Genomic DNA, 14,988 nt, shown 5'->3' with positions numbered 1-14,988 from the left:
CTAGATCACCCAAAGAGAACCTTAGCAACCTTAGCCCTAATTTCGTTCTCGAGTCTTTCCATTCTTGATTCAAATGTGTTGTCTATCCTAATGCTCCCATCCTCACTTTCGACTATGACGCCCCCAATTGTGTCTATAGGATTACCGAGCTCTATTGCAACATCACCGATCTCAGCCTTTATCTCCTCAATTCTAGAGGCTATTAGGGATAGTGTTTTCTCATTGGACGTAACTCTTACCCTCTTCTCACCAAGCTCAGAAATTGCATCCTTTAGCAGAGTCTTTATAGTTTCAAAGTACTCATCCTCTGGCATTTCAGCAAGGCGCCTTTTTGCTTCCTCAATCACTTTAGTGATGTACTCCTCCTGAACCGCAAGCTTTTTTCTTCTAACTTCAAGTCTTGCATTGGCAATTATTCTCTGCTTTTCAAGCTCAGCTTGAGTTTTTGCTTTCCTCAATATCCATTCAGCCCTTGATTCGGCTTTTTTTCTGGCTTCCTCCTTTATCTTCTCAGCTTCCTTCTTTGCCTCCTCCAGGATGTATTTTATCTTCTGCTCCGCCTCCCTGTTTATTTCCTGAATTATGAGCTCTGCTCCGCTCATCTTTCTGTCCTCCTAAAAGGAATTAAGAGATCAGAGACTCATTATTAGAATTATTGCCCCAACGAGGCCAAAGATTGCCATTGTCTCAGCCATTGCGGCGAATATCAGGTTCTGCGTGAATGTCTTGGGGTTCTTACTGACTGCGCCAACACCTGCACTTGCTATAATTCCCTGAGGTATTGCTGAGAGTCCAGTTAGACCGACTAAAAGACCTGCTCCAAACAATATTGCGCTTTTGATTATGTTCTGGGTCGTTGGTTCAGCAAACTTGAATCCTCCTCCACCAATGATTCCGGCTGCCATTCCAATCAGGAAGAGCGTGATAAGTCCATAGATACTCTGGGTCATTGGAAGACCCTCAAGTATTAGGGCGTTTCTGAAGTTCTTTTCGTCTTCAGCAACTGCTCCTGCAGCGGCAGCACCTGCAATTCCAACTCCAAACGAGGAAGCTGCACCAGCAATTCCTGCTCCAAGTGCCATTCCCAAAGCAACGTAAACTATTGGCTCCATAATCTTTCACCTCCCTATTCAATTTCTAACTCAGATACCTCCCTTTTTGCAGCAAAAGGTTCAAACTTCCTACCTTCGCCTGAAAAGAACGTTCCAAAGAACTCAACATAATGAAGACGGAGAGCATGAACGAAAGCACCTAGGGCGTTTATTGCAGTAGAGAATATATGGCCCCCAATAAAGACAACAAGCCCTATGATTATTCCCAACGGAACTGGACCTATCTTAAATCCCCAAATCATTTGAACCATTATATTAACGACGAGAGCTATTCCCGATGTAGCGAGTGCCAATGCCATCAATCTGGCATAGCTAAGCCAGTTGCCCACAAATCCAAAGAAGTCCGAAATTAAAAGCAACAATGCCATTGCCCCATTGCTTAGAATTTCTCCTATGGCGAACAAAACCAAACCAATCCCGAACACTGCCTTAAATGCTATTTGCGGTACCCCCACCCTTGATGAGAGGGCAAAGAGAGTAACGCCTATTATTATGAACAACCATGGGAGTTGCTCAAATATAGCTCCCTTCTTGTCATTGTTCTTCCATCTAACAATGAAGCCGAGAAGGTAGCCCGTAAAGAGGTGTGCCAGACCAATGGCCAATGCTATCATTAGAACATCCATCGCCTGCTTCATTGAGTCCATGAGCCTTGGAACATGGATACCTGCCATGTCCAATGCGTTGCCAAAGTAGCTACCGAAGAGAATTCCCAGGAACATTGTGAATGCCGATGCCCAGAGCATTATCTTCGCGAATCTCCAGGTTCCATCTCTAAGTCTTGAGTGTCCCTTTACTAGAAGGGCCGATATTATGCCTAACAACAATCCATACATAAAGTCCGTGAGCATGAAGCCGAAGAAGAAGGAATATGTGAATGCCATTATTGGAGTTGGGTCTAGCTCGTTATATTTGGGAACACCATACATCTCGGTGAGCATCTCGAACTGGCTTATAAATTCAGGGTTCTTCAGCTTAACCGGAACATTTTCTATTTCCTCCGGAGTCGGATCTGAGATGTTCATGTAGACTTTCCCTTCAGTTATTCTCTTAATGCCCTCAACTATTTTTTCAACTTCACCCTTGGGCACCCATCCCAAAAGGCCAAATGTCATTTCCGTTCTCACGAGGTAGGAGAGGTAATTAGCTTTATCCCTTTCATTATCCATGAGCTCCTTGTAAAAGACAACATCGTCATAATACTTCTCAGCTAACTTCTGTCCTCTTCTCTTAGCATCTTCGAGCTCTTTCTTCTTCTCTTCAAGTTTCTCGAGATATCTCGGAATCAAATCCTTTGGATACCCTTGACCTTCGGGAATCTCAATTCTCTCAAATCCATATTTAGCAAGAACTGAAGCAACCTTCGAAGAATCTTCTTTAAGCGTGACTACAACAAGAATACTATTGGCGCCAAGATCCCTTCTTAAAATGAACACCCTACCCGACAAGACATCCTCAAGTTCTTTTACAGCCCTTTCAACTTTATCTCTCTCCAGAAGGCCAACTTCAATATTCAAAAAGCTCCCAGCCCTGAGATATTCCAATTCAACATTTAGCGCAGAAAGTATCTCGAGAGCCTCAATTGCCGTTCTTATGTTTGTTATTTCGTTGTTTATTTTAGTGACACTCGCTTCGACATCTCTAACTTTCGGTTCAACTTCGCTGAGGAATTCTTCAACGTCTTTTATGAGCTTCTCGATGCCTTCGTATCTGTATTTCCTTTTACTCCTTTCCCTGGGAAATATAAACCCTTTTAATCCTCCAGATTTTGGAGGAAGGTATGATTTTAACGTGTCAACAAGCCTTGAAATTGTTATGCTGTAAGAGGTTGCCTTCCTATAAAATTCATTTGGAGTCTCTCTCTGGATGTTCTCTATTGGAACTTCCTCCAGATGAACTACACCCTTTTCATGAAGGTAAGTTAAAAGAGGATCCCTATACCTTGTTAGAGTTATAATTTCTAATTTAACCATTTGTTCAGGCTTGAACATGCCTACATCCCTCTTATTATCTTTAGGCATTCAGAAACAGCTCTCTCAAAGTTTTCCTCCGCTTTATTTCTCATTTCAGAAATTTCCTTCTCTCCTTCCGAAATTACTTTTTTGGCTTCTTCTTCACCCTCTTTCTTTTTAGATTCTATGATATTTTTTGCCTCCTCTTCAGCTTTTTTGATGATCTCTTCCTCAAGTGTTCTTGCCTCAATTCTTGCATTCTTAACAATTTGCTTTGCTTCAGTTTTAGCTTTTTCAATTCTCTCTTCAGCAAGCTTTTCAGCTTTAACGATCTCTCTAAGTACGTTTTCCATGATCATCATCCCCTTTTATGAATATGAAAACACATGAGGAAGTATGGGAACGAATTTATAAATATTTTCGAAAAATCGTTGAAAAATTGCAACGGAAGTACACATTGTGTGAAATAAATTCAATACATCACTCTCTCCTCTTCGCCTCCATAATTTTTTTCACTTCTTGAAGGGCAGAGTTTTTAGCAAAGATGACTACCTGACCTCTTGTAGGAAGTACTGTATCTCCCGATGGAATTACTAAATTTCCTTTTTCGTCATAGACTGCTATTATAAGTGAGTCCTTTGGAAGACCAAGTTCCTTGACAGGTTTTCCAGCAACTTCGCTGTCTTCAGTTATTTGGAACTGAATTATTTCCGCACCCTCCTTTGGAAGGAGAACCCTATCAAATCCTGGAGTAACAAGGGTCCTGAAAATGTAACTAGCAGCTATTGCTTCAGGAGAAACTACTATATCAAAATATGTTTTCAACTCTTTAACTTCCTCAAAGACCTTCTTCTTCGTTGGATCAGTAATTCTGAGTATTGTCATTATGTTTGGATTTAAATGCTTGGCCAATATACAAGCTAATATGTTGGCATCATCCCTTCCAGTTAAAGCAGCAAAAGCATTTGCCTTCTTTATGTTTGCATCTTCAAGCACTTTCTGGTCAGTTGCATCCCCTTCTATTACCAAACCTGTTATATGTTCCGAAATCTCCTTTGCCCTTTCTTTGTCCATCTCTATTATCGTTACATCATGGCCTGCGTTCTCCAGCATTTCTGCAACTAACGTTCCTATCCTCCCTGCCCCCATGATGATTATGTACATCCCTTCACCTCCCCTCGCCTATAAGGAACTTGGCTATCTCTCCATATGCAGGCCTCGTTACTAGAATACCTATCAGAACACCAAGAATCGTCGTAAAGGCGAATCCTCTGAGTCCTCCAACGAAGAACTTGAACAGAAAGCTCATAGCAACTATCGTAGTGGTTGCAGATGCCAGTATTATGAAAAACGCCCTTCCCATCCTCTTAAGAACACCACTCCTCTTAACAATTCTCCGTGAAGATGTTTCACCAAGTAGCTCATCAGTTATAACGATCTGCTGATCGACTCCAGTTCCTATTGCGGCAATTATACCTGCAATACTTGGCAAGTCAAGATTCCAGCGAATTATTGAAGCTATTCCAAGTATTATTAAAACCTCACTAAAGCTAGTGAACATGACTGGAATAGCTATCTTAAGCCTCCTGTAGTGGAGATATACTATCGCTCCAACCACCAATAGGGCAGCAATGCCTGCTATAAGAACCTGCTTCTTAAAGTTCTCTCCAAGCTTTGGAGAGATGTAGTCTATCCTTTCTATGGAGAGCTTTACTGGAAGTGAGCCACTCCTCAACACAACTGCCACAACTTGAGCATCATTCCTGGCTTTTATATCATTTTGAGAACCACCAATAGAGACCATAACTTGGGTGCTTGGTTGCCCAGTTGCAAGACCTTCAGAAACTCTATATGGACCGTAGAGCCTAAGGACTCTTCTAACGAAATCCTCCATACTCTCATCTTTATTCCTTGTTCTAACTTCAACGCTTAGACCAAGTTCTCTAAGCTTTTTAGCCAAGTTTCCATCAACATCAACGAGGATAACTCTCTCTGACCCTCTCGCAATCTTGGCAATTTCCTCTGGAGTCTGGTTGGTGTATACAATTATCTTAATTCCAAAGGCTTTTTCCACCCTCTGAGCTAAGGTCATGTTTCCTGCCATCATGAATGTTGGAGAATTTAAAGCTTCGTAAAACTCCTTCGAGACAACGAGAGTAGAATTAACAGGAGGATCTAGGAACATGTCCACTGGATATCCAGCTTTACCCAAGGCTAGCTTGGCGAATTTTTCAGCTGCCTCCTTAGATATTCTAAATGGAACAACCCAAGCACCCTGCCTCGGATCGTAGCTAACACTTCCAACATTGAGTATGTCCTTTCCAGTCGCAAATATAACACCTTGAAACTCAGCGTAGAACACACCCTGTCTTTCGATCGTCTTTACTAACTGGTCAGCTTCTTCTTCACTAACCCTAGCAACTTTTACTATTACAAACTGATTCCCCCAAGGTTCTATAGTTATGTCCTTGACTCCTAAAGCATTAAGTCTCTGCTCTAGCGCTATCCTAACTTGCTCCATTGTCTGCTGATCCACGGGCTTTTCAAGTTTCACAGTTATTGAAATACCTCCACTTATATCCAAGCCAAAGGTTAACCCTCTTGTGGCGAGCGAGACTATCGAGATTATCAGGAAAAATGTGAGTAAAATTATCCTAAAATTAAACATGAGCTTCTTCCACTTCATTTCCTACCCTCCTTCTCCCTCTTAGCTATGTACGTTCTTAAAACTCCTGCATTAAGAATCCACGTATTCATGAAGTCAGCTAGTAGTCCAAATATCAGCACGGATGCTATGTCATCTATAACTTGGGCCGTTGAAAACAGCCAAAGGGAAACTAATGCTCCTAGAGTAGTAGTGCTCATCGTGAAGCCCGTCTTAAGTGAGGAGTAATATGCCTCCTCAATCGTAAACTCTTTCCTCTTTAAGAGCCTAGTAGTTAGAAGGATATTGCTGTCAACTGAGTAACCTATAAGCATCAGAAGTGCAGCTATCGTTGCCTGGCTGAGCTCTATTCCAAACAAATCCATTAGAGCAACGGCAATGACCATATCAGAGAACGCCGAAAATACAACGGTCAGAGACGGAACCGGAACCCTGAAGAATAAGAAAACAACTATTGCCATTCCAATGAAGGCATACGTTATTGCCTTTATTCCCTGCTCCTTTACCATCCTTCCAAAGGTCGGGCCTATAATGGTGGTCTGCGGTTCAACGTTCGGAAACATCTTCCTTAGAACGTCTCTTACCTTGTCAACATCTTCTCCCGCAGGAACATATACCCTAATTCCCCCTCCCCCAGTCAAGCTCGTGAATTTTTCAACATTAACCGGGATTCCAGTTTCCTTTTGGATAGCCTTAGCAACTTCATCTGGATCTGCATTAACCCCCTGCAAAGTTATTACAGATCCACCCCTTAATTCAATGCCCTCCTTTACAATGCTGCCAGTCATCACGTAATTTGCAAGGATTATTATCAATGCAATTCCAAAAACGATAAGGGGATACATTATCATCTTCTTTGGTTCCATTTCAACCAGAACCCTAAGTTTCTCTTTGATCACATTACCACCCCTGCAAACGGAATTAGAATTCCTTAATAAATCACTTTTGGTCATGCGACAAATAGAAATGAAAAACCCATATATTGCAATAACTTTTTATTTGAATTTAGGATTATCAGATCAGTCCAAAAGGTAAAAGAGACATAATGTGAGGCTTATGCTGGCCTTAGGAATAGAAGGAACAGCTCATACGTTAGGCATTGGGATAGTAACTGAGGATAAAGTTCTCGCTAATGTATTTGACACCTTAACAACAGAAAAAGGAGGAATTCATCCAAAAGAAGCTGCAGAACATCATGCAAAGTTGCTAAAGCCCTTACTAAGGAAAGCCCTCAAAGAGGCCGGAGTAACATTAGAAGACATAGATGTAATAGCATTCTCTCAAGGACCGGGGTTAGGGCCAGCGCTCAGAGTAGTGGCAACTGCAGCGAGAGCTCTCGCAATAAAGTACAGGAAGCCCATAGTCGGGGTTAACCACTGCATAGCACACGTTGAGATAACCAAGATGTTCGGTGTAAAAGACCCAGTGGGCCTCTATGTCAGCGGTGGGAATACACAGGTTTTAGCGCTTGAAGGAGGGAGATATAGGGTTTTCGGAGAAACGCTTGACATTGGAATTGGAAATGCAATCGACGTTTTCGCAAGGGAAATAGGACTTGGATTCCCTGGAGGTCCAAAGCTTGAAAAGTTAGCGTTGAAAGGAGAAAAATACATAGAACTGCCCTATGCAGTAAAGGGAATGGACTTAAGTTTCTCAGGTCTACTAACGGAAGCAATTAGAAAATACAGAAGCGGAAAGTACAGAGTTGAGGATTTGGCTTATTCTTTCCAAGAAACTGCATTTGCGGCATTAGTAGAGGTAACCGAGAGGGCAGTTGCCCACACAGAAAAAGAGGAAGTTGTTCTTGTTGGTGGTGTCGCAGCCAACAATAGGCTAAGAGAAATGCTAAAAATAATGACGGAAGATAGAGGGATAAAATTCTTCGTTCCACCTTATGATTTATGCAGGGATAACGGGGCAATGATAGCATATACAGGGCTTAGAATGTATAAGGCTGGAATAAGCTTCAAACTTGAAGATACAGTAGTTAAGCAGAAGTTTAGAACGGATGAGGTTGAGGTAAAATGGTAAGTCTTTTCAGCTTATCTTATAGAGTCATCGTGTTCAGTTTTTTCTTAATATTAGCCCTATACAGCGGAAAAATATACAAAAAAGCTCCACAAGAATTTAAACCGTTATTTAGGAATAGTACACTTCTGTTTCTTCTTGCGACTATCATAAGGGGGATTGACATTGCTGTTCTATATTTTCCCATTCCCTTCTACCATCAGATTCACTCAATAGGGCATATAGTAGTCATGGCTGGGCTTTTGTGGGTATATATAGCCTTTTCTGGCCAACTTGTGAACTTCTTCTTTCCTCCAGAACCTAAGGTCGAGAAAGTAGGAGCTTACCTAGCTACATCGCACTTCGAAATTGAAGGGATATTAAAGACGGCAAAATCAATATTGGCAATAACAAGAGAACCAAAAAGATACCAAGAGTACAATTCAAGAGTCATATGGATAACAAGTGCAGAAGGTCAAGGAGTGCCACCAACAGCCCTTCACGTAATTACAGATCTGGCAATAAGGTTTGCAAAGGAGAACATCGGAGGAACCGTTGTGCTCGATTGTGTGGAATTCTTAATTCTATATAATGGATTTAAAGCAACTTACAAGTTCTTAGTCAACTTAAAGGATCATCTCCTTACTAGGGGAGCAACTCTAATTGTGGTATTAAACCCAAACGCTGTCGATGAAAGGGAGTTTACCCTCATAAAAAGGGAATTCCCACAGATAGAAGAAGCTTCCGTTTTTTGAATACTCTGGCTTATTATTATAAAGCAAAAGTCTCCATTCAGCTGGACGAGATTTCCAGACCACAAAAGGTTCCCAACCTAATACTCTTAAAAACGGAGAGAAATCCCTACAATCTGATTAAGGATCAGATTAATGATACTCTAGTGAAGAGCTGCTAAGAACGTCTCTCCTTTTTATTACCAACACTCCTCCCACCACTGTTGGAATCCAGAATGATATTAACCTATCAAGCATCGTTGCTGAGACTGCAAGAGTTTTTTCAACCCCAATAGCTAAGAATAGAGCAGATTGAACAGCCTCATTTATTCCAATCCCACCAGGAATTATACTTACCATCGCTATTGCCATAGAAGCCATCTTTACAAGTAAAACCTGTATTATTGACATGTTCCTACCTAAGCTAAGAAAAACGAAGTACATCCTAACGACATCAGATATCCAGAGCACAAAAGACCACATCATACTTATAAGGACTTCCCTTTTCTTCTTCGCCAACATTACTAGGGTAGACTTAAATTCCCTTATTGCTGACGTTATCTTCTCTTCTAGACTTTTTTCATGAGAGAATATCTTCCTTGGGAACAACTTTTTCAAGAACCTTAAGAGCCTCATTATTAGAGCAACTGCATAATTTTCTTTTACAGAGAAAAAGACTGTTAACACCAGAACGACAATTATTAAGAGTATAGACACACCAAGCACATAAAGCAAAACTTTAGAGCCAATGCCAACTGCATATATGAATGCCACAATCATAAATATAGCAACTGGTATTACATCCAGAATCCTATCCGCCATAACCGTCGCAAAAACCTTTGGATATGTTCCGTTAGAAGATCTAGCTATGTATAAAGCTTTAACAGCCTCACCTCCAGTTCTAGCACCTGGAGTTAAATTATTTAGGAATATCCCCACAAACACTCCTTCTAATATTCTTAAAAAAGATGCATGAACTCCTGCTCCATCTAAAAACACCTTCCACCTAATAGCCCAAGAAAAAACGGTAAGGCAGTACATCAGAACAGCCAACCCTAAAAATCTTGGATTAACCTTCATCATTAGCTCAAGTGTGCTTCTTAAACCTGCCCACCATAATAAGAGCATTATTATTAGTATTCCAATGAATATAGTGAAATACTTCTTTGCTCTACCCATCACTCCCTCACCTTCCTAAGTTTGGCTATGAAGAACCCCTGAGTTAGATGCTTGTGAGGATAGAATCTCTGAACTTTTTCGAGACCTATTCCAGGAGAACCTATAAATATCGACTGTTCCTCAAGTTTCATGCCTTTCTTTAACATAAACTTGACATTCCCCTCATTTTCCTCATAGCTCAGCGTACATGTAGAATAAACTAGGATTCCACCTTTTCTCAGCGATTTTATTGCGGCCCATATAAAAGCCCTCTGATAGCGGGCCGTAGCTTCAATATGTTTTGGAGTTCTTTCTTCCCAAAGTTTTGGTCTAACTCCCAAGGCAGTACAAGGAGCATCAAGGAGAATCTTATCTGCCTTTATTCCAAGCTCAGGTAAGTTTCGAGCATCCATCTGGACAAGTTTAACATTCTTAACCCCCAACCTTTTCAAATTTTCTTCCATCTTCTTGAGCCTATTTTTTGACTTGTCTATAGCTATAATCTCACCTCTATTTTGGAGTAGTTGGGCCATGTGAGTCGTCTTTCCTCCCGGAGCGGCAGCCATGTCTATTATTACATCCTCCTCTTTTGGGTCAAGGACTCTCGCAGTTATCATGGAAGGAAGACTCTGAGGATAGAAATATCCCTTTTCAAAAGATTTAAGTTCGCTCAAACTTGGGAGCTTAAACTTTGGCAAGGTAACTTCAACGGCAAGACCCCTCGTTGCCTCTATCATTTCCCGATAATCCATTCTAGCAATTCCAATTCCAACTAAAAGCCCCCTAGGATCCCTTATCTGAACTTCATCCCCCTCTTTTATTCCCTTGTCTGCCTTAAGAACTCCCGGAGCATAGAGCATTGCTCCCTGATAAACACTTTCGGCAGCAAACTTATTTACCGTAACTGTAGGGAGCTCTGGATTGTAGTCATCAGGAAAGTTTGGACCCTCCCTAACAAAGTATAGACCTTCAGAAAGGTATGGACTTCTCCTAGGTCTTAATCCTTCTTTTTTAAGCTCCTCTATTAGCTTGTCCCTGCTTATCTTCAAGGTATTAACTCTAATGTAATAGTGCTCAACAGGCTCCCTAAGCTTTTTCATAATCTCATCTGCTTCAGGGCCAAAGAGTCTTCTATAGTAATCCTGGAGCTCCTTTGGGAAAGCTTCAAGATACGTCATAGCAAGTTGAACCTCCTAGAAAGGTCGATAAACTTAAACAGTTCTCTCTTTAGTTCGTTTTTATCAAAAGACGTGTCTACTTCAAAGTTTATCATCTCTTCATTACTCTCCTCAATGGAACGCCAAACTTCCTCTGGAGTTCTTGGCCTCTCATAATTGTAAAAGTCCTCTAAGAAGTTCTCCATTCCATATATAAAGGATCTTTCAAACTTCTGTATGAATTCCTTAATAAATTCCAGATTGAGGTCATCTTTAGGAAATGCAAAGACAAAGTAGAACCCCTGAAGAGTGGCTCCCACCTCACCTGCAGGTCTAACTGTAAAAGCAGGGTGGGGATATTTCATCTCCCTCCATTCACCATCAATGTAGAGGTATGCATTAAATACCTCACTAACTTCCTCGACTTCAAACCCCACAAGCTCACTTTTGAGTTCCTCTCTAAGTTCAAATATTCCTTCCCACATCCTATTGAGCAATTCATGAACTTCCCGAATCATCAGTGGGCTAAAGGGGTTAATGCCTTAAAACTTTTTAATTCACACACCACCTTAAACTCGGTGGGTATGAATTGACAGCAATAACAATAATCCTCCTAATACTTGGATTTTGGGCAGTAATAACTCTAATGGGAGCAACTATTTGGAAAGAGAGCGAGAGCGTCGAGGTAGGCCCTTTTCAAGTGATATGGAGAACTAAAAAGTTCTTAAACTTCATAGATAGGGTTGGGCGAAACCATGAGAGATTTTGGAAAGTTTATGGTGACATTGGAATCGTAGTAGGATTCATTGGTATGGCCTTTATAGTGTTTTATTTAGGAAAGCAGGCTTTGAAAATTCTCCAACCAAAAGGAGCTGTAACCCCCTCGGTACAACTGGTAATTCCAGGGGTAACAATCCCTTTATGGTACGGGCTAGTAGGGTTGGCAATTCTAGTTATCGTCCATGAACTGAGTCATGGATTTGTTGCTAGAGCCGAAAGAATACCCTTAAAATCCGTTGGACTGTTACTTTTTGTTGTAATCCCTGGAGCCTTTGTGGAACCAGATGAGGAAAAGCTTAACAAAGCTCCATTGATCAGCAGGTTAAGGGTCTTTGGAGCGGGAAGCCTTGCAAACATAGTAGTTGCACTTCTTGCAGTGATGGTAGTGAACGCTATAGGACTGGCATTTGAAGAGAATGGAGTTGAAGTAAAAGGAGTAATCGAGAACAGCCCCGCATATGGAGTTCTAGAGCCAGGAGATGTCATAATAGGTATCAATGGAGAGCATATCAAAACATTTGAAGAATTCGTAAAAATTATGAACCAGACAAAACCTGGTGAAGTTATAACTCTCACAATTTTGAGACATGGAAATTCGGAAGAAGTGAAGATTAAATTGGCCGAACATCCAGAAAGACCTGGGAAAGGGTTTATAGGAATATATCCAGCCCCACATTTAGTTTCTAAGATAGGATTTGACAAACCCCTCATGGTGTTATTCTTTACGTTTTACTGGATATACGTCCTAAACCTTGGTGTTGGGTTAATGAATCTACTACCTCTATATCCCCTGGATGGGGGAAGAATGCTGATGGATAGCTTGAAAGAGCTGTGGCCAAGATTTGGAAAACATGTAGGATACTCAATAATGGCAATTTCTTTGCTTCTCCTTGTGATAAATATAATTCCAGCAATTAGGGGGCTTGTAGGATGATTCAAGTCGCTATAGCGGGTTCAAGTGATAAGACTCCTATTGAGAAAGCAGAGAAAAAAGCAAGAGAATTCGCTAGAGCCCTTCCACTAGATGTTGTCCTTCTTACGGGTGGAAGAGGAGGAATAATGGAAGTAGTTAGTGAAGAGTTCACAAAAAGAGGAGGGACTGTAGTTGGAATACTTCCGTATAGTGACGAAGGCAACAAGTACAACACAATAAGGATAAAAACTGGTCTAAACCCAGTAGAAAGGAGTGGTGTCTTGATTGAGAGTGCAGATGTCCTAGTGGTTCTCGGGGGAGGCGTTGGGACGATGATAGAGGCACTAATGGCATATAACCTAGGAGTTCCAGTAGTGGTTATCACCGACACGGGGTATCCAAGTGATAGGCTAGAAGAGCTGGCAAAGGATGGATACTTTGACCATAAGAGGATAGTTAAAATAATTTTCACAAATGACCCCAAGGAAGCTGCAATGATTGCAGTAAAAATTGGAGGGAGAAAAGATGAAGCTGATAACCTTTGACGTTTGGAACACGCTCCTCGACCTAAACCTTATGTTAGATGAATTTTCATTTCAGTTGGCAAAGATATCTGGATTGTGCGTTGCAGACGTTGTTCAGGCAGTCATAGAAGTGAGGGACGAATTAAAAAAGATGCGAGCCAAAGCTTCTGAAGATCCAAGAAAAGTGCTTAGTGGAAGTCAAGAAATGCTGGCAGAGAAGCTTAACATAGATGTGGAATTAGTCAAGAGAGCTGGAGCACGAGCAATACTTGAGATTGATGAAAGACTAGTACTCGAGGGAAGCTTGGAGACCCTAAAGGAAGTAAAAAGCAGGGGAATTAAAGTCGCTGTTCTTGGAAACGTTATGTTTTGGCCTGGCTCTTACACAAGGGTTCTTCTTGAGAGATTTGGCCTTATGGAGTTTATAGACAAGACGTTTTTCGCAGATGAAGTTCTGACTTACAAACCAAAGAAAGAGATGTTTGAAAAGGCCCTAAAAGCGTTTAACGTTGAGCCTGACAGGGCGCTTCACATTGGAGATACATACGCTGAAGACTACCAGGGAGCAAGAAATGCTGGAATGTGGGCAGTTTGGATAAATCCAGAAGGGGAAGGAATTAAGAAAATTGAGGAAAGAGGATTCGAAGTTCCAAACGTGAAGGGTCTGATAGATGTTTTAAACATTATTGGGACCTAAGCTTCTTAACCAAATCCTCTAACACGCTTAGGAAAGTCTCAACTTCCTCAACACTGTTATAAACATGGAAAGATGCTCTCACTGTCCCGTTTATCTTCAGCCTCTTCATTACTGGAAGGGCGCAGTGATGACCACTCCTGACCATTATTTTGTGCTCATCTAGAACTGATGCAACGTCGTGGGGATGAAGAGGTGGAACATTAAAACTAACGACCCCCGCATGCTTTTTGAGGTCTCTAGGTCCATACCAGGGAATTTCTAACTCATCCAGACCTTCTGTTGTCCTTTTAACTAGTTTTCTTTCCTGTTTCTCTATATTCTCTATCCCTATTTTCTCAATATATCTGATTCCAGCCGCAAGGCCTATTGCTCCTCCAATATTTGGAGTTCCAGCTTCAAACCTCTCCGGGGGTTCTGTTAGTTTATATTCTTCAAGGCTGACGTCCTCAATAGTTCCTCCACCTATCAAGGGGGGCTCAAACACGTCAAAGAATTCTTCATTTATATACAGCACACCAATTCCTGTGGGACCCATTGGACCCTTGTGGCCTGAAAATGCTAAGAAATCCGCGTGAAGTTTCCTTACATCGACCTCCATATGACCAACACTCTGAGCAGCATCGACAACGAAGATTGCTCCAGCCTCCTTAGCCATTCTTCCAAGCTCTTCCACCTCATGAATCACGCCTAACGCGTTCGAAACGTGCTGAACTGCAACTAGCTTTGCATCCTTTATCTTCTTTTCAGCATCACTTAGGTCGAGGTTCCCTTCATCATCACCTTCTATAAACTCAAGTCTGAGACCAAGCTTCTTTGCTAACCTTTGCCATGGCAATAGATTTGAATGATGCTCATATGGTGTTGTGACTATCTTGTCCCCCCTCTTGAAGATGTGCTCCAGACCTAAGGCGACTAAATTTAGACTCTCACTCGTGTTTTTTGTGAAAACTATTTCCTCGAACTTCGCATTTATAAAATCGGCAACAATCTTCCTGCTCTCTTCATACTTGTGGGTAGCGAGTTGAGACAGTCTGTGAACACCTCTATGAACGTTTGCACGGTATTTGAGGTAGTATTCGTCCATAGCCTCTATTACAGGTCTTGGAGTAAGAGAAGTTGCGGTATTGTCGAAATATATGACTTCATTTGTTAGGGGGATATCCTTCCTAACGTCATCCGGTATTTTCATTACAAGCCACCAATGAAGTTAACTTCAAAAACAGTTAATAGGGATTTCTGGACACACTTGGCCATGTTAGTCTCATATATGGAACAAATATTTTAAAAATATG

16 protein-coding genes are annotated in these 14,988 nt (G+C 41.4%); 5 read left to right on the top strand and 11 right to left on the bottom strand.

Annotated elements, in window-relative coordinates; all coding sequences use genetic code 11:
- Positions 1 to 5: 5 nt before the first annotated feature.
- The 7 genes from PY04_RS01735 to PY04_RS01705 all read right to left on the bottom strand — a co-directional run bounded on the left by PY04_RS01735 (position 6) and on the right by PY04_RS01705 (position 6,628).
- Positions 6 to 602, bottom strand: coding sequence for a V-type ATP synthase subunit E (locus PY04_RS01735; protein WP_014733458.1), 597 nt, complete (start codon positions 600 to 602; stop codon positions 6 to 8).
- A 30-nt stretch (positions 603 to 632) separates the two neighbouring features.
- Entirely contained in the window at positions 633 to 1,112 is a 480-nt protein-coding gene (locus PY04_RS01730) for a V-type ATP synthase subunit K (protein WP_014733457.1), read from the bottom strand.
- A 14-nt stretch (positions 1,113 to 1,126) separates the two neighbouring features.
- A complete protein-coding gene (locus tag PY04_RS01725; protein WP_014733456.1) occupies positions 1,127 to 3,103 on the bottom strand; it encodes a V-type ATP synthase subunit I in 1,977 nt (658 codons plus the stop codon).
- Positions 3,104 to 3,105: 2 nt separating this feature from the next.
- Positions 3,106 to 3,417, bottom strand: a complete 312-nt coding sequence (locus PY04_RS01720) for a V-type ATP synthase subunit H (protein WP_014733455.1) — start codon at positions 3,415 to 3,417, stop codon at positions 3,106 to 3,108.
- Positions 3,418 to 3,544: 127 nt separating this feature from the next.
- On the bottom strand, positions 3,545 to 4,228 hold the full coding sequence (locus PY04_RS01715) for a TrkA family potassium uptake protein (RefSeq protein ID WP_014733454.1): 684 nt from the start codon (positions 4,226 to 4,228) through the stop codon (positions 3,545 to 3,547).
- A 4-nt stretch (positions 4,229 to 4,232) separates the two neighbouring features.
- Complete coding sequence (locus PY04_RS01710; protein WP_014733453.1) at positions 4,233 to 5,750, bottom strand: preprotein translocase subunit SecD; 1,518 nt, start codon at positions 5,748 to 5,750, stop codon at positions 4,233 to 4,235.
- Positions 5,747 to 6,628 (bottom strand): protein translocase subunit SecF, encoded by an 882-nt coding sequence (locus tag PY04_RS01705; RefSeq protein WP_237710130.1) that lies wholly within the window; start codon positions 6,626 to 6,628, stop codon positions 5,747 to 5,749. The genes PY04_RS01710 and PY04_RS01705 overlap by 4 nt, the downstream gene beginning before the upstream one ends.
- A 157-nt stretch (positions 6,629 to 6,785) precedes the next feature.
- Between PY04_RS01705 and PY04_RS01700 the strand changes: the two genes are divergently transcribed.
- Together PY04_RS01700 and PY04_RS01695 are read left to right on the top strand one after the other, a co-directional pair.
- Positions 6,786 to 7,760: a bifunctional N(6)-L-threonylcarbamoyladenine synthase/serine/threonine protein kinase gene (locus PY04_RS01700; RefSeq protein ID WP_014733451.1), complete on the top strand. Its 975-nt coding sequence runs from the start codon at positions 6,786 to 6,788 to the stop codon at positions 7,758 to 7,760.
- Positions 7,754 to 8,491 (top strand): DUF835 domain-containing protein, encoded by a 738-nt coding sequence (locus PY04_RS01695; RefSeq protein ID WP_014733450.1) that lies wholly within the window; start codon positions 7,754 to 7,756, stop codon positions 8,489 to 8,491. Before PY04_RS01700 ends, PY04_RS01695 begins: the two co-directional genes overlap by 7 nt.
- Before the next feature lie 129 nt (positions 8,492 to 8,620).
- On the opposite strand, the gene PY04_RS01690 is transcribed toward PY04_RS01695, so the two are convergent.
- The 3 genes from PY04_RS01690 to PY04_RS01680 are packed head-to-tail and all read right to left on the bottom strand — an operon-like array spanning position 8,621 to position 11,303.
- A complete protein-coding gene (locus PY04_RS01690) occupies positions 8,621 to 9,646 on the bottom strand; it encodes a flippase-like domain-containing protein (RefSeq protein ID WP_014733449.1) in 1,026 nt (341 codons plus the stop codon).
- A complete protein-coding gene (locus PY04_RS01685) occupies positions 9,646 to 10,803 on the bottom strand; it encodes an RsmB/NOP family class I SAM-dependent RNA methyltransferase (RefSeq protein ID WP_014733448.1) in 1,158 nt (385 codons plus the stop codon). Before PY04_RS01685 ends, PY04_RS01690 begins: the two co-directional genes overlap by 1 nt.
- Positions 10,800 to 11,303 carry a DUF3201 domain-containing protein gene (locus PY04_RS01680; protein ID WP_048055891.1) on the bottom strand — a complete coding sequence of 168 codons (504 nt, stop codon included), beginning with the start codon at positions 11,301 to 11,303 and terminating at the stop codon, positions 10,800 to 10,802. The genes PY04_RS01685 and PY04_RS01680 overlap by 4 nt, the downstream gene beginning before the upstream one ends.
- 68 nt (positions 11,304 to 11,371) lie before the next feature.
- Here PY04_RS01680 and PY04_RS01675 point away from each other — a divergent pair, with 68 nt between their 5' ends.
- Genes PY04_RS01675 through PY04_RS01665 form a run of 3 tightly spaced genes read left to right on the top strand, consistent with a single transcriptional unit; the run spans position 11,372 to position 13,696 of the window.
- Positions 11,372 to 12,496 (top strand): site-2 protease family protein, encoded by a 1,125-nt coding sequence (locus PY04_RS01675; protein WP_014733446.1) that lies wholly within the window; start codon positions 11,372 to 11,374, stop codon positions 12,494 to 12,496.
- On the top strand, positions 12,493 to 13,020 hold the full coding sequence (locus PY04_RS01670; protein WP_048055890.1) for a TIGR00725 family protein: 528 nt from the start codon (positions 12,493 to 12,495) through the stop codon (positions 13,018 to 13,020). The genes PY04_RS01675 and PY04_RS01670 overlap by 4 nt, the downstream gene beginning before the upstream one ends.
- Positions 13,001 to 13,696 carry an HAD family hydrolase gene (locus tag PY04_RS01665; protein WP_014733444.1) on the top strand — a complete coding sequence of 232 codons (696 nt, stop codon included), beginning with the start codon at positions 13,001 to 13,003 and terminating at the stop codon, positions 13,694 to 13,696. The genes PY04_RS01670 and PY04_RS01665 overlap by 20 nt, the downstream gene beginning before the upstream one ends.
- Here the strand turns inward: PY04_RS01665 and PY04_RS01660 are convergent.
- The gene (locus PY04_RS01660; protein ID WP_014733443.1) at positions 13,683 to 14,885 is read right to left on the bottom strand and encodes a cysteine desulfurase; all 1,203 of its coding nucleotides are present in this window, start codon (positions 14,883 to 14,885) and stop codon (positions 13,683 to 13,685) included. The genes PY04_RS01665 and PY04_RS01660 overlap by 14 nt on opposite strands.
- Positions 14,886 to 14,988 lie beyond the last annotated feature (103 nt).

Source organism: Pyrococcus sp. ST04, from assembly GCF_000263735.1.
Taxonomy (GTDB): domain Archaea; phylum Methanobacteriota_B; class Thermococci; order Thermococcales; family Thermococcaceae; genus Pyrococcus.
The sequence above is the reverse complement of the archived record's forward strand: the minus strand, read 5'-3'. Positions and strand labels throughout refer to the sequence as shown.

Excerpts from the sequence above, each read along its gene's own strand:
- PY04_RS01710 (WP_014733453.1), bottom strand. The coding sequence starts at position 5,750 with ATGAAGTGGAAGAAGCTCATGTTTAATTTTAGGATAATTTTACTCACA.
- PY04_RS01715 (WP_014733454.1), bottom strand. The coding sequence starts at position 4,228 with ATGTACATAATCATCATGGGGGCAGGGAGGATAGGAACGTTAGTTGCA.
- PY04_RS01665 (WP_014733444.1), top strand. The coding sequence starts at position 13,001 with ATGAAGCTGATAACCTTTGACGTTTGGAACACGCTCCTCGACCTAAAC.
- PY04_RS01660 (WP_014733443.1), bottom strand. The coding sequence starts at position 14,885 with ATGAAAATACCGGATGACGTTAGGAAGGATATCCCCCTAACAAATGAA.
- PY04_RS01725 (WP_014733456.1), bottom strand. The coding sequence starts at position 3,103 with ATGTTCAAGCCTGAACAAATGGTTAAATTAGAAATTATAACTCTAACA.
- PY04_RS01720 (WP_014733455.1), bottom strand. The coding sequence starts at position 3,417 with ATGGAAAACGTACTTAGAGAGATCGTTAAAGCTGAAAAGCTTGCTGAA.
- PY04_RS01695 (WP_014733450.1), top strand. The coding sequence starts at position 7,754 with ATGGTAAGTCTTTTCAGCTTATCTTATAGAGTCATCGTGTTCAGTTTT.
- PY04_RS01700 (WP_014733451.1), top strand. The coding sequence starts at position 6,786 with ATGCTGGCCTTAGGAATAGAAGGAACAGCTCATACGTTAGGCATTGGG.
- PY04_RS01690 (WP_014733449.1), bottom strand. The coding sequence starts at position 9,646 with ATGGGTAGAGCAAAGAAGTATTTCACTATATTCATTGGAATACTAATA.
- PY04_RS01735 (WP_014733458.1), bottom strand. The coding sequence starts at position 602 with ATGAGCGGAGCAGAGCTCATAATTCAGGAAATAAACAGGGAGGCGGAG.
- PY04_RS01670 (WP_048055890.1), top strand. The coding sequence starts at position 12,493 with ATGATTCAAGTCGCTATAGCGGGTTCAAGTGATAAGACTCCTATTGAG.
- PY04_RS01685 (WP_014733448.1), bottom strand. The coding sequence starts at position 10,803 with ATGACGTATCTTGAAGCTTTCCCAAAGGAGCTCCAGGATTACTATAGA.
- PY04_RS01730 (WP_014733457.1), bottom strand. The coding sequence starts at position 1,112 with ATGGAGCCAATAGTTTACGTTGCTTTGGGAATGGCACTTGGAGCAGGA.